Here is an 18,333-nt window from a genome sequence, read left to right as displayed (position 1 = left end):
GTTATTCGCTCCGGGTGATCTTGGTCGAGCGCACCGGGGTGCCGGCATTCTCGACGCGGGACGCCGCAAAGGCGATCATGAAGGACTGGGCGACCGGCAGCATGGCGAAGACCGCCGCCAAGCCGGTGGCCGGCGCAAAGGGGATGGTGATGACGCCGTCGATCGGCGCTTCGCCGGAGGCGTCGAAGACGATGACCGGTGAACCAGCCTCAGCCGCGGAGATCGCCATGGCATGCACGAGCCCGGCGGTCGCATCCGCCCCGCGGAAGAGCACGACACCGACCGACGGGCCGAGCATTTCCATGGGCCCATGCCGAAGCTGGCCACCCTCGAGCGAGAAGCAGGGCAGGCGCGAAAGTTCGGTGAGGCCGAGCCCGATCGCCTCGGCCAGCCCCTGCAGTCGACGGCCCGACGTGACGACAGACCGGACGCCGCTCAAGGCTGCGAGCGCTGCCGTCGTGTCGGGCGTTTGCGGCTTTTCCAATGCGTGAAGGGCATTGCCTGGATCGTCACCGAGGGCAACGAGAATGGCAAGATGCAGGGCAAAGCTGATCGTCAGGCTGCGGGTGGCGGCAAAAGCCTTTTCCGTGCCTCCGACGCCGACGAGTGAGGGCCTGCTTCTGGCAAGGAACGAGCCGCCTTCGAGCGTGAGGCCGAAGGTGTGCGGTGTTGCGCCGTTCGTTTCTCCGAACCAGCGCAGCACCTCGGCACTTTCACCCGACTGCGACGTCACGAGGATCGTCTTGCCTTCGATCGAAAGCGGCTGGCCGAGCTGTTCGGAGAGCGGCAGGGCGACGGCATCGATGCCATGAGCGCGGTAAAGCGGCTCGACGGCGCGGCCGACGGCGTGCGAGCCGCCCATGCCGAGCAGCAGCAGCTTGCCGTTCGCCCTCAGCGACGTGGCGATCCTGGCCGCCGTCTCCCCAGACTGGTGGACGGAGGCGACGGCGTCCGAGGCCTGGCGCGCCATTTCACGGTCGATCGCGACGAGCCCGTCCGGGCGTTCTGAAGTGGTCATTGTCGTCATCCTTTGACACCGCCGCTGGTGAGCCCCGATATCAGGGCGCGCTGCATCACAAGGCCGATCAGCACCGGGGGCAGGGCGGCGAGCACCCCGGCGGTTGCAATCAGCCCGTAATCGGAAACACGGCCGCCGGCGAGGTCGGAGATGGCGACGGTGAGGGTCTTGGCGCGCAGGTCCGAGGTGAAGAGCAGCGCGTAGAAGAACTCGTCCCAGGCGAGAAGGAAGGCAAAGAGCGCCGATGTGGCCATGACAGGCGCTGCGAGCGGCAGCGTGATGATCCTCAGGATCTGGTCGAGACGTGCTCCGTCGATCATCGCAGCGCTCTCGATTTCCTTCGGGATGGAATCGAAGCCGGATTTCAACAGCCAGGTGGTGAAGGGGGCAAGAATGGTGAGATAGACCAGCGCCAACCCGAACACCGAATTCAAAAGGCCGAGATAGGCAAGTCCCATATAGAGTGGAACAGCAAGTGCCACCGGTGGCAGCATATAGGTGGCGATCACCGCATAGAGCGACCAGGAGATCTGAGACGTGCGCGAGACAGCCCATGCCGCCGGAACGGCAACGGCGATCGCCGCCAGCGTCGCCATGCCTGCGACCTTCAGGCTGTTGAGCAGCGACGCGGTAAAGGATGCGCCGGCGCTGTTTTCGATCGTCGACAACAGCAGCCGGTAGCGCGACAGGTCGATCTCGTTCGGCCACCAGTTGAGCGGCTTGGTCGAGAGGTCGGCTGCCGACGAGATGCTCATGACGAAGAGCCAGAGGACCGGGGCGAGGATGATTGCCGCCAGCAGCAGTGCAGCGGCGTAGACGAAAACGGTGAAGAGAGGGCTCTGGCGTTCCATCACGAGGCTCCTGCGGCTTTGCGCACCAGGCCGGCATAGGCAACGGCGAGCACGGTTACGAGCAAGGTTACGATCAGTGCCAGTGACGCGCCCGATCCGGCGCGCTGGAAGGAGAAAGCTTCCTGGTAGACGAGGATCGACAGCGTGCGGGTGCTGTTGGCCGGCCCGCCGCGCGTCATTACCCAAATGAGGTCGAAGACCTTGAAGGCTTCGATCGTGCGCAGCACCAGCGCGACCAGCAGAGGTCCGGCGAGATAGGGCATGATGACATAGCGGAACCGGTTGAGCGGACCGGCGCCGTCGACAAGCGAGGCGGCGGTTATGTCGCGCGGCACGGCCTGAAGGGCTGCGAGCGCGATCAGGGCGACCAGCGGAAAGTTCTTCCAGCAGTCGGCGACGATCAGCGCCGTCAGCGCCGAGCCCGGCTCTCCGAGCCATGAGCGATAGCTGTCGATCAGGCCGAGTTGGGTCAGGGCGGCGTTGAGCGCGCCATATTCCGGATTGTAGATCAGCCGCCAGAGTGTGGCGTTGACGACGGTCGGCAGCGCCCAGGGCAGGATCATCAGCGCGCGAAGCGCGGTACGGCCGCGGAATTGCTGGTTGAGCAGCAGGGCTGCGAGCACGCCGATCACCATTTCGGCTGTGACCGAGACGACGGCAAACCAGGTCGTCGTAACAAGGGCGCGCTGGAAGCTCGAGCCGCCAAGCACCTTCACATAGTTGTCGAGGCCGACGAAGGTGCCTTCCGTGCCGACAAGCTTGGCATCGGTGAAGGACAGCCTGACCGTATCGATCAGCGGCCAGCCAATCACCGCAGTCATGACCACGAGCAGCGGCAGCATGAGCAGCCATGCGCGCGTTGTTATCCAGGTGCCGGACATGAGATGGAAACCTTCTCGGGGCCGTGGACCCCGCCATGCTATCGCATATCGCCTCAAATCGTCATTGACGTCAGCGAATGATGCATCAAATCAACGTGTTGCAGAAGCCCGCCAGCGCGCAAGCCAGGCTGCCGCTCTCCAACGCAGCTGCGTTGTTTCCGGGTGGACCCCGGGCGGGTGCCCGCCCGGGGTCTGGGAGGATGGCTTAAAGGCCGCTGTTTTCGGCCGCCGTCTTTAGCGCATCTTCAGCCGAAGCCTGTCCAAGCAGCGCTTCCTGGATCGCCTGTTGCAGGGCTGTGGAAAGCTCCTGGTACTTCGGCGTCGTCGGACGCGGATACATGGCGGCAAGTCCGAGCTTGGCAGCGGCAATCAGCTCTTCCTGACCCTTGGTGACGCTGGCGTCCTCATAGGACGAGGCCCAGATCGGCAGGCTGAGCTTGGCATAGGCGTTCTGCGTCGGCTGCGAGGTCATGTGAACGATGTACTTCCAGGCCTCGTCCGGATGCTTGCTGGTCGAGGTGATGCCGAGGCCCATCGAGCCGTTGACCGCCGAGACTTCGCTCTTGCCCGCTACACCCGGTGCCGGCACGACGCCGACTTTGCCGGCGACCTTGCTTTCCTTCGGGTCGTTGGCAAGGTTGTACATGTAGGTCCAGTTCAGCGCGAAGGCGGCTTCGCCATTCTGGAACACCTTGCGCACGTCCTCTTCCAGGAATTCCTTGGAGTTCGGGTTGGTGAGACCGGACTTGTAGCTCGTGACCATGTAGTTGAGCGCGTCGAGACCGCCGCCGGAGGTGAAGGCCGGTTTGTTGCCGTCGATGAACTTGCCGCCATAGGCGCTGACAAGCGTGGTGTAGTCGCAGATCGCGGCTTCGGCCTGCGACCAGCTCCAGGCGATCGGAGTTGCGAGCAGGCCCTTGTCCTTGATCGCTTTCGCCTGCTCGGCAAGCTCGTCCCAGGTTTTCGGCGGCGCCTTGATGCCTGCCTTCTCCAGGATTTCCTTGTTGTAGAACAGGTACTTGGTGTCGAGGATCCAGGGCATGCCATAGCGCTTGCCGTCATATTCGACGGTGGTCCAGGCGCCCGGCAAAACGCCGGACTTCATCTCGTCGGTTATGCGGTCGGTGACGTCGACGAGCACCTTGTTGGTGGCATATTCGGCCGGCCAGATCACGTCGAAGAGCACGACGTCGTAGCCGCTGCCGGACCCCTGCGCCAGCACGGCCTTGTCGTGCAGGCCTTCATAGGGGACGAACTCAAGGTTGACCTTCACGTCCGGGTTGGCCTTGGTGAAGGCCTCGGTCATGGCGCGCACATCCGCCTCGCTATAGGCAGCCTGCGCCATGAACAGTGCGTTCAGGGTCGTTTCCGCATGCGCGTGGCCGGCAAATGACAGACCGGCAAGGGTCGCGCAAAGCAGTGTCGTTCTTATGGATTTCAACATTCCTACCTCCAATACTTAAGCGTTTCAGATTTTCACGGCGCGCCTCCTCGGCCCGCCGTATGCGAGAAATCCGCCCATTCGCGGCGGCTATCGACATTTCAATCGGAGCGCTTGCGACAGCCTTGCCATCGCCTTCGTTCCCCCGGAGCTCTTTTTGGCTCCTATTAAGTCAATTGTCTTGACTTATTTTTTGTTCAATATTCTAACAGTGTCAAGAGGGGTTTTGTGGATGAACGATATGCGCCCGATCCGGGCGAAGAGCGGTACCAATCAGGAAGGGACCAGCGCGCACAACCGTCGTGTGATGATCGACGCGCTGCGGCTGAATGGGCGATTGTCCCGCGCTGACCTTGCCCGTGCGACGGCGCTGACGAAGCAGACCGTTTCCAACATCATCGAGGATCTGGAGCGGGACGGGCTGGTCGAGTCGCTGGAGGCGGTGCGCAATGGACGTGGACAGCCTTCGACGCCCTATAGACTGGTGCCGGAGGGCGCTTTTGCGATCGGATTGCAGATCGACCGGCACGTGACCCGCACGATCGCCGTCGATCTCGTCGGCCGCGTCCTGACCCGTGGCGAGGCCAACCTGCCGGCCGGCGGTCCGGCGACCGGTGTGCGGACGATCCTGGAACTGATCGAGAAGACCCGGCGGGATCTGGCCGCGATTGCGCCGCAGTCGGAGGACCGTCTCGTCGGCCTGGGTGCGGCGATGCCCGGTCCTTTCGGGGTCGAGGCGGATGCCGATGATCCCTGGATGATGGCGGCCTGGCAGAATTTTCCGCTGCTTGAAACTCTTGCGGCGGGCACCGGGCTTGATGTCGGCCTGCAGAACGATGCGGCCGCGGCGGCGACCGCCGAACGCATGGTCGGATCGGCGCACGGCGTCGACCAGGCGATCTGCATCTATTTCGGCTACGGCCTCGGTGCGGGCCTGATCCTGAACGGTGAACTCTATCGCGGTGCCAATGGCAATGCTGGCGAGATCGGCATGATCCTCAGCCTGCCGCGCGGGGCGCGCTCGGATGAACGCATGCCGCTTGAGCACCGCGCCTCGATCGCCTCGCTCTGCAAGCTGCTCGATCTCGATCCCGCCGATCCCGATCTCTATGCCTGCATCGATGCCGTCGCCGCGCGCCCGGACGAGCGGCTTAGCCGATGGATTGAAGCGGCGGCTTTCGAGATGCGCGCGGCGGTCCAGACGCTGGAGACGATCTTCGACCCGCAAACGGTGATCCTGTGCGGCGGTCTTCCGCCCGGGCTCGCGCGCCTTCTGGTCGACGCGATGATGCCGTTGCTGCCGTCGATCGCGGAGCGGCGCGACCGTAGCCTGCCCCGTCTGCAGATCGGCTTCACCGATCCCTGGGCGGTGGCGATCGGCGCTGCCGCCGAGCCGATCAGCCGCACCTTCGATCCGCGCTTCCAGGCGATCCTGAAAACACGCGAGCACGCCGCAGTGTAGCGGCGGGCAGCCGTCAGGTTCTGGGCTCGTCCAGACGGGCCAGCTCCGCATATTCCGCGGCCAGGAAATCGAGCAGAGCGCGCACTGAAGGAAGCAGACCCCGGCGCGAGGGAAAGACCGCGTGTATGATGCCGGCCCTCGGCGCCCAGTCGGGCGAGACGTCGACGAGCGTTCCCTCCTTCAGGTCCTGCCGGATCACCATCTCCGGAAACTGGCAGATGCCGACTCCGCGGAGTGCCGCGAGCCGCAACGCCACCATGTCTTCGGTGACCAGACGCGGCCGGTGCCGTACGATCGCCGTCGCGCCGTGAGGGCCCTCCAGTCGCCAGTCGTGTTCCGGGCGATCCGGGTTCCAGGCAAGGCTCGGGAACGCGGCGAGATCGGCAGGCGCCGGCGGCCTGCCGATCGCCGCCAGCAAGCCGGGGCTGGCGACCAGTCGTTGTTTGCTCTCGGCAAGGCGCTTGACGACGAGGTCGCTTTCTTCCAGCGGCGGAAAGCGGACGCGGATCGCGATATCGATGCCCTCGCGCAACACGTCGACGCGTCGGTTGGTGCTCTCCAGCACGACCTCGACCTTGGGGCACGCGGCCATGAAACGGGCGATTATCTCCGCGAGCTGGAAATAAACGACGGAAGACGGGCAACTGACATGCACGACGCCCTGCGGCTCGGAGCGCATGCGGTCGATCATCTCCTGCGCCGCTTCGGCCTCCACCAGCATGGCGACACAGTGGCGGTAGTACTCCCGCCCGATCTCGGTGACCACGAAATGGCGGGTCGAACGCTGGACGAGGCGCACGCCAAGCCCCTCTTCCAGCAGGCCGATACGACGGCTGAGGCGTGAGCGTGGCATGTTGAGCTTGCGAGCGGCTGCGGCAAAGCCGTTTTGCTCGACCACGTCGACAAAAAGCTTGAGGTCGTTCAGGTCCTGCATGGGGCGATTGTCCTATTTTCAGGACATTATAGCGCGATATCGCTGGCTACTGCCAGAATTGGTGCAGGGATATCTTCTCTCCAACGCCGCCACCACGGGGCGCCCCCAATCAACAAGGAGCAAGACGATGACACCTGCAAACTTCAACGGACAGCGCCCGGTCATTGATCCCGACGACGCCGTGATGCTTCTGATCGACCATCAGAGCGGCCTGTTCCAGACTGTCAACGACATGCCGATGCCGAAGCTGCGCGCCCATGCCGCGGCGCTCGCCAGCATGGCAACGCTGACGAAGATGCCCGTCATCACGACGGCCTCTGTGCCGCAGGGCCCGAACGGTCCCTTGATCCCGGAAATCCATGCCAATGCACCGCATGCCAAATACGTCGCCCGTCGCGGCGAGATCAATGCCTGGGACAATCCGGATTTTGTCGCCGCCGTGAAGGAAACCGGCCGCAAGACACTGATCATCGCCGGCACGATCACCAGCGTCTGCATGGCCTTCCCGGCGATCAGCGCCGTCCATGACGGCTACAAGGTCTTTGCCGTCGTCGACGCGTCGGGCACCTATTCGAAGATGGCGGAGGAAATTACGCTTGCCCGTGTCGTCCAGGCCGGTGTGGTGCCAATGGATACGGCGGCGGTCGCCTCCGAGCTGCAGCGCAGCTGGCACCGCGACGACGCCCAGCAATGGGCGGAGATCTACACCAAGATCTTTCCGGAGTATCAGTTGCTGATCGAAAGCTACCTGAAGGCGCAGCAGGTCGAGAAGGAGCATGAGCAGCTCGATTCTGCGCGCGCCTAAACGCTGCCTGGAGACGCAGAAGCGGACGCCCACGGCTGTATATCATGCCGTGGGCTTCCTTTTTTGGGGTCAGCGTCTGTCGAGTTCAAGGATGGTCTGGAACAGGACCTCTACGCCGCGCGCGCATTCTTCCGGTGACGTGTATTCCGCCTCGTTGTGCGACAGTCCGTCCTTCGACGGTACGAAGATCATCGCGGTCGGCGTGACCGTCGCGATATGAGCGGCATCGTGTCCGGCGCCGGAGACCACGTCGGTCGCCGAATAGCCAAGGGCTTCGGCACTGTCGCGCACCGCTTCGACAATTGCCGGGTCGAAGACGACCGGCACCTTCGACCAGATATGCTTCAGCGCGGTGCCCGCGCCCGCGTTGCGAACGGCGTCCTCCAGCGCGGCCTGCATCTGATCAAGCCCGGTCTCTGAGGGGTGACGCATGTCGATCTGCAGCCGGACGCTGCCGGGAACGACGTTGCGCGAATTGGGACCGACCTCGGCAAAGCCGACGGTGCCGACGCCGGGCGGATTTTGGCGGGCGATGTCGCGAACCGAAAGGACGATCTGCGCCGCGGCGACAAGCGCGTCGTCGCGCTGCGCCATCGGCGTGCTGCCGGCATGAGCCTCCGTGCCGGATATGGTGACATCGAACCAGCGCACGCCCTGGACGCCGGTGACGACGCCGATCTCGGTTGCTGACGCTTCCAGCAAGGGCCCCTGTTCGATATGGAGTTCGAGATAGGCGGCAAACGCGGCAGGCCCGACATTTGCTTCGCCGCGGTAGCCGATCGTATCGAGTGCTGCGCTGACCGTTACGCCTTCACGGTCGGCCAGCGCGTGCGCCGCATCGAGCGAAAGCGCGCCGGTGAAAACGCCGGAGCCCATCATCGCCGGCGAGAAGCGCGAGCCTTCTTCGTTGGTCCAGTTGACGACGGTCAGCGGATGGCGGAGCAGGGTGGATGTATCCTTGAGCGTCCGCAGAACCTCGACGCCGGCAAGCACGCCGAGAATGCCGTCGAACCGGCCGCCCTGCGGCTGGGTGTCGAGATGGCTGCCGACGGCGATCGCCGGCAGCGACATGTCTTCGCCGGGATAGGTGGCGAAGATGTTGCCGATGCCATCGACCTCGACCGTGCAGCCGAGCGCCCGACATTCGCCGACGAACCAGCCGCGAACCGCGCGATCCTCTTCGGTCAGGGTCAGGCGGGTGACGCCACCCTTGTCCGTGCCGCCGAAGCGGGCGGTCGCGACAAGGTCGTTCCACAGTCTGTCGCCGCTGGTAGCCGGCGTGTTGATGCGCCGAGGCTCGGTGCGCAAGGCTTCGACGCTCATTTCGACTGCTCCGGGGCGTCCTTGTTCAGCTTGTAGCGGAAGTCGCAATGGGAGGCACCCTGCATCACCGTCTGTGTACGCTCGAGCGTGATGCGCGGGTCGTAGCCGGTGCAGAACACGCCGTCGCGGTTACAGGAAAGCAGGTGTCCGATATGGCCAAGCCCCATCTCGCGATAGGTCTCGGCGTAGCGACAGCGCTTTACATTGTAGTGGAACTCGTCGTCTGTCGCCTTCGTCACCTCGATCGTCAGGGCGTCGTCCTGGGTCCAGAGATCCTGCAGCTCCTGGAAGGTGCGCAGGTTCGTGCCGCCAGGCGTCTTTGCGGCAAAGGTCCGGCCGGCCTCGATCGCGGCCTTTGTAATCGCCTTGTCGAGGATCGCCTGCGCGCGCGCCTCGCCGATCTCCTCGCGCATCGCCTCATAGATCGGCGCGATGATGCCGGCCTCGATGCGGCGGCGGGCGAGAATGCCGATCTCGCCATCCATCGCCGTCTTCGACGTGGTTTCGGAGCTTTGTTTGTCCGTCTTTGCCATGGAATGCCTCCCTGTCTGCCAGAGGGCAGAACAACAGGGGAAGGATACTACGCCAGCGAAGCATCTGTGTTGCAAATCTGTGCCGAAAGCGCCGGTCGCCGTGCAAATATTTTGCGCGAACACGTCAATCCGTCGGAAGCCATCTTGCCGGTCCGGCAATTGGCGAGCTGCAGTCGCGAGAAAACTGGAATCGGCGACGCGAAGGGACGCTGGATCAATGCTCGCTGCTCGACACGAACCAGCGGTAGTAGGGATTGCCTGGTTCGACGCGCATCAGCAGTTCCATGTCGCGTGCCCATTCGGCGCGATAGCCCGCATAGGCGTTGAGCGACGCCTGGTAGAACAGCATCAGCCGGTCGTGTGCGCCGGTCACGGATTTTTCGAGGTCCTTGTCGGCGCCGACGAGCGGTGGTTTGCTGCGCAAGGCGACAAGGGCCGGCAGCGTGCGTTGCAATTCGTCGGGACGAACCCAGCCGGCATATTCGATCCTGGGCTGGTCGTCCGTAACCGGTAGTGCCGAAGCGGCATAATGTTCGAGCCCGGCGCGATCGGTCATCCAGGTGGCGAGCAGATCCGGGACCCCGGCGACGCCAACCTCGCTCAGAGCAGCCGCGACGGACGGGGTGGCCATCCGCTCGGCTATGCGGCCCGCATCGAGCTCCTGCGGCTCAGCGGAGCCGACGAGAAGCATTTCGTGCAATTCCGTCGACCAGAGCGAGGTGTGCGGGAAGCTGTCGAGGAAGCTGCGCACGAGTGCCTGCGTGTCCTCGTCGTTCTGGGTGGCGATCGGCAGCCATTGGGCGACGAGCCCGTTGGCTGCGAGCCTTGCACGCGCCAGGCGATAGAAGTCGGACGAATAGAGATTGACGACGCCGGCGGCGGATGGCGGCGGTGGTTCAAGCGTGATGAGATCGTAGCGGTCAGTACTCCTGAGCAGTTCGCGCCGACCGTCAGCCACGCGGATTTCGAGCCGGCCGTCGCCCACAGCATTGAAATTGCCCGAGAACAAGGCAGAGGCGCGAGCGACAGACGGTAACAATTCGGCGGCTACCCGGCGGTCGAGATCGGGATAGGCGAGCAAGGAGCCGGCGGTGATGCCGGTGCCGAGGCCGATGACCAACGCCGATTTTGGTTCGCCTTTGTGGATGAGGAGCGGCAGCAGGGCCTGCAACCGCATGTAGCGCAGCGATGGCATGGCATCGCCGGTGTTGGAAACGCCTTGGATATAGAGGCGCCGGAAGCGCCGCTCAGACTGGCCTTGCTCGATGACCGCGACCGTTGCGCCGAGGCCTTCTTCATAGGAGACGATCGTGCCGTTGCCGCGTGACAGGTTCAAGAGGCCAGCCAGCCGCTCCGACGGCACCATTATGGCGATCAGCACCGTGAGGATGCCGAGAACCGGTGTGACGAGACGCCGGCTCGACCAACCATCCCGTCCGCGGCTGACCGCGATGAGACCGACGGCGGCCGCGGCGACCGCGAGAGTGGCGAAACTGCGGATGATGCCGAAGGCCGGGATCAGCACGAAGCCGGTCAGAAGCGTGCCGGCGATGCCGCCGAGCGTGTTGAGCGCCAGAACCCGGCCGGTATCCCGGCCAGCATGATCCGGATCGACGGCGAGCCGCAGGGCGACCGGGAAGGCGGCGCCGAGGATCAATGTCGGCACGAAGACTATCGTGAGTGCGGCAATGAGAAACCGGGCGGACATGCCGGCGAAAATGCTGCCGGTGATGCCGGCGACGGCCGCTTCCGCGCTGGTCTGCAGGGCCGTCAACCAGGGGCCAAGCACCGCGAGCTCTGCCAGTCCGACGAACCCGGCCAGAGCGACCAGCAGGCCGAAGGTACCCCAGGGATCGGAGAGCCGGTCGGTCCGACGTGCAAACAGGGCGGCGCCGAGCGCGAGCCCGGCGAGATAGGTGGCAAGCACCAGCGAAAAGGCAAACGAACGGGTGGAGATGAACTGGACGATCGCCTGCGACCAGGCGACCTCGTAACCGAGGGCGATGCCGCCGGCAATCGCGTAGAGGACCAGCGCCAGGCGCGAGCCCGGCTTTGCAAGCGCCGATGTCGCCGCGGCGTCCGTCGGATAGTTCAAAGCCACAGGTGCTCTTGTGGAAAGCGCAATTGCAGCAGCGGCAACGCCAAGGCCCGCGGCCGCAAGACCCGTCGCCTGAACGCCGAGCGCGGGGATGATGACGAAGGAGACCGCGAGGCAACCGACGATGGCGCCGAGCGTATTGGCGGCATAGAGCCGGCCGCCTTTTGCCCCGACGCCGCCCGGCGCCCGGTCCAGCGCGCGCAGCAGCACGGGCAGCGTCCCGCCCATCAGAAAGGCTGGTGCGGCAATGACCAGGATCAGCAAGCTCCAGGCGGCAAAGCTGTTTGTACTCTCAATCGCGACGAACAGCGGAGCGATGCGCGAAAGGGCAATGGTGACGCCGGCGCCGAGGACCGCCACGCCTGTTTCGAGCAGGGCATAGAAGCGAAAGGGCTGCCGCGAGCGGTCGCCGGCGCGTCCGAGAACGAAGCTGCCGAGCGCCAGACCGAGGAAAAAGGCGCTGACACCGACGCTGACGGCATAGACGTCGACACCGGTGATCAGCGACAGCTGCTTGATCCACAGAACCTGGAAGATCAAAGCGGCGGTGCCGGAGAGGAAGAGCATGAACGCGGCGATTGCCGGCCGGAAGGCCTGGATCCGTTGCCCGGTCAGCGGGTCTCCGGTCGTCTCAGCAAGAGCGGTGGTTCGCATGAACGGGCTGTTCTTCGTCGTCATCGCGGCATGCCATCTTCTCAAGGGCAAGGAAGAAAGGCGGCGCCGGCGCGCCGCCTTCGAGAGTGTTACTGCGCCGGCTGGGTCTTGGCCATGATCTCATCGATCTTCTGGTGCACGCTCTCCTCGATTTGATCGACCGAGAAGCTCGCCGGTTTCTGGCTCGGCGGATAGGCGATGAAGGTTTCCAAGAATGCGGCTGCTCTCCCTACGCCCTCGGCAACCAGATAGGCGTTCTTCGTACGCCAGTCATTATACTGATCCGAAACGATATCCGCCCGTTCGTACGGATCCATACGCAGGTTGAAGATCTTCGGAACGCGCAGGCAGACAAAGGGATCCTGCCAGACGTCGAAGCCACCGGGTTTGCGCATTTCGCAGAAAACGTGTTTCCAGTTCTCATAGCGCATGCCGACGAGCTTGGCATCGTCGTTGAAATAGAAGAACTCGCTGCGCGCGCCCTTCGGCTGCTCGCCCAGTATGTAGGGAAGCTGGTTGTAGCCATCGAGGTGAACCTTGAAGGTCTTGCCGTCGAGGTCGGTGCCCTTCAAGAGTCGATCCTTGATGTCCTTGTCGCCCGCAGCAGCGAGCAGCGTCGGGAACCAGTCGAGACCGGAAACCATCTCGTTGGAAATACCAGGCTTGATCTTGCCCGGCCAGCGGATCATCGCCGGTACGCGGAAGGCGCCTTCCCAGTTGCTGTCCTTTTCGCTGCGGAACGGCGTGGTTGCCGCGTCCGGCCAGGAGAACTGGTTCGGACCGTTATCCGTCGTGTAGACAACGATGGTGTTGTCGGCGATCTTCAATTCGTCGAGCAGGTCTAGGAGCTTGCCGACGTCGTTGTCGTGCTCGACCATGCCGTCGGCATAGTCGTTGCCGGGCATGCCGCTCTGGCCCTTGTACTGGTCGCGCACATGGGTGAAGAGGTGCATGCGGGTGGTATTCATCCAGGTGAAGAAGGGCTTTTTCGCCTCTGTCTGCTTCTTGATGAACTCCATCGCTGCGGCTGTCGTCTCGTCGTCGATGGTTTCCATGCGCTTGGAGTTGAGCGCCCCGGTATCCTCAATCTTGCCGTCGGCGAAGGAGTGCAGCACGCCGCGCGGCGAATAGGACTTCAGGAAAGCCGGGTCGTCCTTCGGCCAGTAGGGCCGTTCCGGCTCTTCCTCCGCATTCAGATGGTAAAGGTTGCCGAAGAACTCGTCGAAGCCATGGGCCGTCGGCAGGAAGCGGTCCTGGTCGCCGAGGTGGTTCTTGCCGAACTGGCCGGTGGCGTAACCAAGCGGCTTCAGCGCCTGGGCAATGGTCACGTCGCGGTCCTGGATGCCGACGGGTGCGCCGGGAACGCCGACCTTCGACATGCCGGTGCGCAGCACCGTCTGACCGGTGATGAAGGTCGAACGGCCGGCAGTGCAGCTGTTCTCGGCGTAGTAGTCCGTGAACATCATGCCGTCCCGGGCAATCCGGTCGATGTTCGGGGTCTTGTAGCCGACGACGCCGAAGGAATAGGCGCTGATGTTCGTCTGGCCGATGTCGTCGCCGAAGATGACGAGAATGTTCGGCTTGGCGGCATCCTGCGCGAAGGCAGGCAGGGGCGAAGCAGTTGTGGTCGACATCAGCACGGTGCCGGCCAGCGCCAGCGCTTTCGGTTTCATCGACCGCTCGACCGCACTTGCGGCGAGGCGGCCAATCCTACTCTTCATATCGATGCTCATTTCATCTCTCCCTGAGGCCGTGAAAGATCGCTCTCGGAATGCAGTCTTCAACTACCGGTGCAATTTCCGCAGGAACGCGCCTACAGGGAAGTACGTAACAGTTACGAAAGCCGGCCTTCACGTGTAACGCCGCCCGTTGGCAGCGTCAGAAATTCGCCCTTGGCCTGATATCAAGCGCCGGATTGAGAGCCGGTAATTCGCTTGCCGATCCGTTGCCATCTCCCGAAGCTTCCACCAGCCAACGTTGCCGCGACGCTTTCAGGCCGGTTCGCAGACGCGCGAGATCGGGCGTGCCGTGGTCGGACCGGGCCGTGCCGTAGCGGCTCCTTCGATAGTCGGCAAAGGCGCGCCGTGTCTGCGCATCGGCAAACCTGTCGAGCCAGCGGGACAGCGGCAGGTTGCCGGCCTTGCGCGACCAACCGTCAAGCGCGGTCTCCAGTCGTGCCGGATCGTGCTCGCGACAGGCGTCAAGCACATGGCGGAAGGCCGTCGCCTCGGATCGCGCTCGGCGCGTCAAAGCTGTGTCGAGCCAAGTTTCCAGCCGGCCGGCCAGGTTGGCGGCAAGCTGGAGCAGCAAGGCGAAGGCGAGGACGGCAGCCGTGATGCTGGTCCACCAGAGCCAGTCGAATGGCTCCTCGGCGGGCGGTGCCGCAGGCGGAGCGAGCGCGGTCTCTGTTGCCGGCGCTGCCGCGATCGTGAGTTCGGCAGCTTCAGCCTCAGCCGTCTCTGTCTTCCCCGAAGCCGGATTGAACCACTGCAGCGCGATCGCCGGCAGGGAGAACTTGCCCGGCTGAGTAAAGACGTAGGTTGCCGTGTCCTTGCGCAGCCCTGCGGTAGTCTCGCCGCGTGGCGTGCGCTCCTCCGACAGCGCCGGATCGTGCCGGTAGACTTGCACGCCCGCGGGAGCATCGAAGGAGGGTTCAGGGATCATCATCGGTGCCAGGCCCACGGCCCGGATGATGATCGTGCGCACAAGCGCGTCACCCGTGTGCAGGCCCGCCAGATCCCGGTCGAATGTCTGGGTGATCGTCATCTCACCTGCGGTAACGCCAGACGTGCCACCTGCGCCGCCGGGAACGGCAGCGACCGTAATCGTCAGCGATGGCACGGTCACCTTGCCCTGGCTGGTCTGGCCGGGCACGGCGGCATAGCCGAAGGGGATGACGATCGCAGGCAATGCGTAGTCACCGGCTGCCTGAGGCGTGATCACGTAGGTCTTGCGGATGCCGGAGAAATCCTCGCCATTGACGGTCTCATTGAGGTTCATGCCGCGATCGTCGGGCATGGTGACCACGGTGCCGGGAATGTCGAACAGCGGAAACTGCGGCGGCGAGAGAAAATAGTTCGGCACGAAGACGTCGATATCGACTTCCACTTGCTCACCGGCGTAGATCGTGCCCTTGGTCGAAACCGTGGCGCGAGCAAAGGGATCGGCGGCGGACGCCATGCCAGAGAGCGTGAACGACAGGCCGACCAGCCAGAAAGCCAACCGAGTGATGGTGGCCAAGGCGCTCACGGCGTTGTCTCCTTCGCCTCGATTGCGAACTTCCGCGCAAGCAGCTCGGCGGGTGAGACCTGGATGTTGCGCATCCACATGTCGGCCGTTTGCGGCCCGCCCTGGATCGTTGCCTCCGTGCCCTTCTTGCCCTTGTCGTCGAACTGCACCTGGTCGGGGTCCATGCCCGCCTGTTCCTGTTGCTGGTCCTGCTCCTGCTTGTCCTTGTCGGCCTTGCGTTTCTCGGCGATCGTCAGGTTCTTCTTGGCATCGGCCCAGTCGGGACGGCGCTTCAGCGCCTGTTGATAGGCGACGATCGCTTCCTCCGCCTTGTCGAGATGAAGCAGAGCGTTGCCCTGGTTGTAATAGCTTTCGGCCGTATCGCTCTCGGCAAAGGCGTCGATCGCATCCTGGAAGCGGCCGGCGCGGTAGAGCGCGGCGCCGCGCCAGGCGGGATCTGCGAAGTCCTCGGCCGCGCCCTGGAAATCGCCGCGTTCAAAAGCGCGCCGTCCCTGCTGATCCGGTGTCAGCCAGATGTCGACGAAGCGATTATCGGCGGCGGTCGCCCGGTCGTTGCCCATCAGCATTGTGGCGGCGATGAGATAGACAGCCCAGCGCACGGTCCAGCCGCGGCGGAACCAGAAAAGGCCGATGGCGGCGATCGGGATCGTCAGCCACCAGCCGGCGTCGTGCCAGCGCGTCAGACCCTCGGCGGTCTTGGCGGCAAAGTTCGTCTGGATGCGCCTGACGATCCAGCGCACATCGGCATCTTCAGCTGTCACCGTCGCGACTTCGGCCCTGGATGCGGACTGCAATGCCTTCAGACCGTCGACATCGAGCTTGGCTCGAACATGGCCGCCGGTCGCATCGCTGAGAAATCCGCCGTCGGCCGTCTTGACCGGACCGCCTTCGGCGGTGCCGATGCCAAGAACCATCAGGGCATTGCGACCCTGGTATTGACCAAAAGCCTGAAAGGCGGAGCGCTCGACGCCGTCGGTCATGAACAGGATCGTGCCAGGCACCGTTTCGTTTGCCAGAGCCCTTTCGACCTCCTGCAGGGCCTTTGCCGTGTTCTTGCCATCGACGGGCATGATCGCGGGGGAAAGCGCTGCGAGATAGGTCTTGATGAGGGCCGCGTCGTCACTGAGCGGCAGAACCATATGGGCAGAGCCGGCATAGGCAAAGAGCGCTGTGCGCGAGCCCTTTCTGAGGCTGAGAATATCCTGGACCTTGAGCTTGGCGCGTTCGAGCCGCGTCGGCGTAACGTCGGTCGCGTTCATGGTCGGGTTGAGATCGATCGCGATCGCCAGTGGTGCGGTGTCCTCGACAAAGGGCGGGCGCTCGCGCTGCCATGTCGGCCCGGCGGCGGCGATCGCAGCGACGGCGATCAGCGCCGCCGTGACATGGACCGGCTTGAAACGCCGCTTTCCGCCTTTCTCGATCAGCAGGTGCTCGAGCAGGTGCGGCGCGATCATGTCCTGCCATTGCGAGCGCACGTCGGAGCGCCGGCTGACGAGGAAGACGAGCAACGGCGCGGCAATCAGGGCCAGCAGCCACAGCGGCCGCAAGAAGTGGAAGTCCGAGATCATGGCGCTGCCCCCTGCCGCCGGCGGTGGTCCGCGAACGATGACAGCAGCCACATGGCCGCGTGATAGGCAAGAACGATGGCAAGGGCGAAGCCGAGCGGATAATGAAAGAGCTCGATGCGCGGCCGCCAGGACAGCGTCTTCTGGTTTGCCGGCGTCAGCTGGTCGAGAAGTTCGTAGATGTTCTGCAGGCTTGCCTGGTCCTGGCCGAAGAAGTAACGGCCCTTCGTCACCTCGGCGATCTGCTGGAGGGCCTTCGTGTCGAGTTTCTGCTCGCCCTCAGCGTTGGGATCGCCAATGCCGACCGTATGGATCACCACCTTCCTGTCGGCGGCAATCTCGGCCGCCTTGTCCGGCGGCATTTTGCTCGCGGTGTCGTTGCCGTCGGTCAAAAGGATCATCACCTTGTCCGGCGCGGTGCTGGCGTCGAACATTTTGATACCAAGCCCGATCGCGTCGCCGATCGCAGTGCGCGGGCCGGCCATGCCCGGCAGACTGTCGGCAAGCATGAGCTTGACCGTCTTGTGGTCCAGCGTGAACGGCACCAGCGGATAGGGCGCATCGCCGAAGGCAATCAAGCCCAGTCGATCGTTCGGCCGTCGGTCGATGAAATCGGCGACGACCGCGTGCACCGCCTCAACGCGGGTCTGAAGATTGCCTGACCGGTCGCGGAAATCGCGCGTGTCCATCGACTGCGAAAGATCGATCGCCAGCATCAGGTCGCGCTGGGGTTCGGTCTTCTCGATCGGTGGCTCGACATATTGCGGCCGAGTGAGAGCCAGAACGATGAGCGCCCAGCAGATGGGGGCAATCACCTTCTGGCCGATATTGGTCCTTGGGACGACCGACCCTTCGGTGGGGCCGAGGTTTGCTGCCGCGGTAATGTCCTTGAAGAACGGCATCCTGACGGCGGCTGATTGCTCGCGGAAGGGTGGCAGCATCCACCAGACGAGGAAGGGCAGCGGCAGCAACATCAGCGCCCAGGCGTAGTCAAGCACGTACATGGTGCGCCTCGATCCAGTGACGCGCCGCGGCGGCGTAGGTGCGGGCCTCGGGTTCGGGAACCGCACAAAGCGCTTCGCTGCCGCGATACTCGGCCTCTTCGAAGAAGCGTGCCGAGGCAATCGGAAATACCGGGCCGCCGGAGTGGCCATCGAGGAAACCGGTCCAGCCGGTGCCGTGGAGCCCGGCGACGCTTTCGCGCGGCCAGATCGCCAGCGCTGTCCGCTTCAGAAGGACCGGCAGAGCGGCGAGTGCTGCGCCACGGGTCGTCGGTGCGGCGAGTTTTGCCTCGATGTCCTTGAGGTCGGCCAGCGCCTCGCGACGGTAGCGATTGGCCTCCCAGCGCCGGTACCAGCGCCAGAAAGCGAAGGCGCCCGCAAGGAGGAAGAGACCGCCGAGGGCCGCCCAGCCCCAGGTCTGCGGCATCATCGAGACGGGCGCCGGCACGGTGATGTCGGCGAGTTGTCGAAGGGTGGCATCGAGAAGCGGGTCTTTGGGAGGAGCAGCCGTCGCCATC

The 18,333-nt window shown here is 64.1% G+C and carries 15 protein-coding genes; 2 read left to right on the top strand and 13 right to left on the bottom strand.

The window, feature by feature from the left end; translation table 11 throughout:
- Position 1 precedes the first annotated feature (1 nt).
- From BBX50_RS27790 to BBX50_RS27775, 4 genes are all read right to left on the bottom strand, one after another.
- Positions 2–1,027: an aminotransferase gene (locus BBX50_RS27790; protein WP_065778496.1), complete on the bottom strand. Its 1,026-nt coding sequence runs from the start codon at positions 1,025–1,027 to the stop codon at positions 2–4.
- Positions 1,024–1,869 carry a carbohydrate ABC transporter permease gene (locus BBX50_RS27785; RefSeq protein WP_065778495.1) on the bottom strand — a complete coding sequence of 282 codons (846 nt, stop codon included), beginning with the start codon at positions 1,867–1,869 and terminating at the stop codon, positions 1,024–1,026. Before BBX50_RS27785 ends, BBX50_RS27790 begins: the two co-directional genes overlap by 4 nt.
- A complete protein-coding gene (locus tag BBX50_RS27780; protein ID WP_065778494.1) occupies positions 1,869–2,750 on the bottom strand; it encodes a sugar ABC transporter permease in 882 nt (293 codons plus the stop codon). Before BBX50_RS27780 ends, BBX50_RS27785 begins: the two co-directional genes overlap by 1 nt.
- A gap of 205 nt (positions 2,751–2,955) precedes the next feature.
- Entirely contained in the window at positions 2,956–4,194 is a 1,239-nt protein-coding gene (locus BBX50_RS27775; RefSeq protein WP_065778493.1) for an extracellular solute-binding protein, read from the bottom strand.
- A gap of 229 nt (positions 4,195–4,423) precedes the next feature.
- Between BBX50_RS27775 and BBX50_RS27770 the strand changes: the two genes are divergently transcribed.
- Entirely contained in the window at positions 4,424–5,653 is a 1,230-nt protein-coding gene (locus tag BBX50_RS27770; protein WP_065778492.1) for an ROK family transcriptional regulator, read from the top strand.
- Between the two features lie 13 nt (positions 5,654–5,666).
- On the opposite strand, the gene BBX50_RS27765 is transcribed toward BBX50_RS27770, so the two are convergent.
- A complete protein-coding gene (locus BBX50_RS27765; RefSeq protein ID WP_065778491.1) occupies positions 5,667–6,587 on the bottom strand; it encodes a LysR substrate-binding domain-containing protein in 921 nt (306 codons plus the stop codon).
- A gap of 127 nt (positions 6,588–6,714) precedes the next feature.
- On the opposite strand from BBX50_RS27765, the gene BBX50_RS27760 reads away from it, so the two are divergent.
- Positions 6,715–7,392 carry an isochorismatase family protein gene (locus BBX50_RS27760; RefSeq protein ID WP_065778490.1) on the top strand — a complete coding sequence of 226 codons (678 nt, stop codon included), beginning with the start codon at positions 6,715–6,717 and terminating at the stop codon, positions 7,390–7,392.
- Between the two features lie 69 nt (positions 7,393–7,461).
- Here the strand turns inward: BBX50_RS27760 and BBX50_RS27755 are convergent, their stop codons facing one another.
- The 8 genes from BBX50_RS27755 to BBX50_RS27720 form a co-directional block, all read right to left on the bottom strand.
- On the bottom strand, positions 7,462–8,715 hold the full coding sequence (locus tag BBX50_RS27755) for a Zn-dependent hydrolase (RefSeq protein ID WP_065778489.1): 1,254 nt from the start codon (positions 8,713–8,715) through the stop codon (positions 7,462–7,464).
- Positions 8,712–9,248, bottom strand: coding sequence for an L-2-amino-thiazoline-4-carboxylic acid hydrolase (locus BBX50_RS27750; RefSeq protein ID WP_065778488.1), 537 nt, complete (start codon positions 9,246–9,248; stop codon positions 8,712–8,714). The genes BBX50_RS27755 and BBX50_RS27750 overlap by 4 nt, the downstream gene beginning before the upstream one ends.
- Before the next feature lie 214 nt (positions 9,249–9,462).
- The gene (locus BBX50_RS27745) at positions 9,463–12,024 is read right to left on the bottom strand and encodes a fused MFS/spermidine synthase (protein WP_244513230.1); all 2,562 of its coding nucleotides are present in this window, start codon (positions 12,022–12,024) and stop codon (positions 9,463–9,465) included.
- A 65-nt stretch (positions 12,025–12,089) separates the two neighbouring features.
- Positions 12,090–13,733 (bottom strand): arylsulfatase, encoded by a 1,644-nt coding sequence (locus BBX50_RS27740; protein WP_201723529.1) that lies wholly within the window; start codon positions 13,731–13,733, stop codon positions 12,090–12,092.
- Positions 13,734–13,878: 145 nt separating this feature from the next.
- Positions 13,879–15,249: a BatD family protein gene (locus BBX50_RS27735; protein ID WP_083219772.1), complete on the bottom strand. Its 1,371-nt coding sequence runs from the start codon at positions 15,247–15,249 to the stop codon at positions 13,879–13,881.
- A complete protein-coding gene (locus tag BBX50_RS27730; protein WP_065778487.1) occupies positions 15,246–16,817 on the bottom strand; it encodes a VWA domain-containing protein in 1,572 nt (523 codons plus the stop codon). Before BBX50_RS27730 ends, BBX50_RS27735 begins: the two co-directional genes overlap by 4 nt.
- The gene (locus tag BBX50_RS27725) at positions 16,814–17,818 is read right to left on the bottom strand and encodes a VWA domain-containing protein (protein WP_065778486.1); all 1,005 of its coding nucleotides are present in this window, start codon (positions 17,816–17,818) and stop codon (positions 16,814–16,816) included. The genes BBX50_RS27730 and BBX50_RS27725 overlap by 4 nt, the downstream gene beginning before the upstream one ends.
- Entirely contained in the window at positions 17,805–18,332 is a 528-nt protein-coding gene (locus tag BBX50_RS27720) for a DUF4381 domain-containing protein (protein WP_139108225.1), read from the bottom strand. The genes BBX50_RS27725 and BBX50_RS27720 overlap by 14 nt, the downstream gene beginning before the upstream one ends.
- Between the last annotated feature and the right edge of the window lies 1 nt (position 18,333).

Source organism: Ensifer sp. LC11 (assembly GCF_001695835.1).
GTDB lineage: Bacteria > Pseudomonadota > Alphaproteobacteria > Rhizobiales > Rhizobiaceae > Ensifer.
This window is presented reverse-complemented; position numbering and strand designations above follow the sequence as displayed.

Excerpts from the sequence above, each read along its gene's own strand:
- BBX50_RS27790 (WP_065778496.1), bottom strand. The coding sequence starts at position 1,027 with ATGACGACAATGACCACTTCAGAACGCCCGGACGGGCTCGTCGCGATC.
- BBX50_RS27785 (WP_065778495.1), bottom strand. The coding sequence starts at position 1,869 with ATGGAACGCCAGAGCCCTCTCTTCACCGTTTTCGTCTACGCCGCTGCA.
- BBX50_RS27780 (WP_065778494.1), bottom strand. The coding sequence starts at position 2,750 with ATGTCCGGCACCTGGATAACAACGCGCGCATGGCTGCTCATGCTGCCG.
- BBX50_RS27775 (WP_065778493.1), bottom strand. The coding sequence starts at position 4,194 with ATGTTGAAATCCATAAGAACGACACTGCTTTGCGCGACCCTTGCCGGT.
- BBX50_RS27770 (WP_065778492.1), top strand. The coding sequence starts at position 4,424 with ATGAACGATATGCGCCCGATCCGGGCGAAGAGCGGTACCAATCAGGAA.
- BBX50_RS27765 (WP_065778491.1), bottom strand. The coding sequence starts at position 6,587 with ATGCAGGACCTGAACGACCTCAAGCTTTTTGTCGACGTGGTCGAGCAA.
- BBX50_RS27760 (WP_065778490.1), top strand. The coding sequence starts at position 6,715 with ATGACACCTGCAAACTTCAACGGACAGCGCCCGGTCATTGATCCCGAC.
- BBX50_RS27755 (WP_065778489.1), bottom strand. The coding sequence starts at position 8,715 with ATGAGCGTCGAAGCCTTGCGCACCGAGCCTCGGCGCATCAACACGCCG.
- BBX50_RS27750 (WP_065778488.1), bottom strand. The coding sequence starts at position 9,248 with ATGGCAAAGACGGACAAACAAAGCTCCGAAACCACGTCGAAGACGGCG.
- BBX50_RS27745 (WP_244513230.1), bottom strand. The coding sequence starts at position 12,024 with ATGACGACGAAGAACAGCCCGTTCATGCGAACCACCGCTCTTGCTGAG.
- BBX50_RS27740 (WP_201723529.1), bottom strand. The coding sequence starts at position 13,733 with ATGAGCATCGATATGAAGAGTAGGATTGGCCGCCTCGCCGCAAGTGCG.
- BBX50_RS27730 (WP_065778487.1), bottom strand. The coding sequence starts at position 16,817 with ATGATCTCGGACTTCCACTTCTTGCGGCCGCTGTGGCTGCTGGCCCTG.
- BBX50_RS27725 (WP_065778486.1), bottom strand. The coding sequence starts at position 17,818 with ATGTACGTGCTTGACTACGCCTGGGCGCTGATGTTGCTGCCGCTGCCC.
- BBX50_RS27720 (WP_139108225.1), bottom strand. The coding sequence starts at position 18,332 with ATGGCGACGGCTGCTCCTCCCAAAGACCCGCTTCTCGATGCCACCCTT.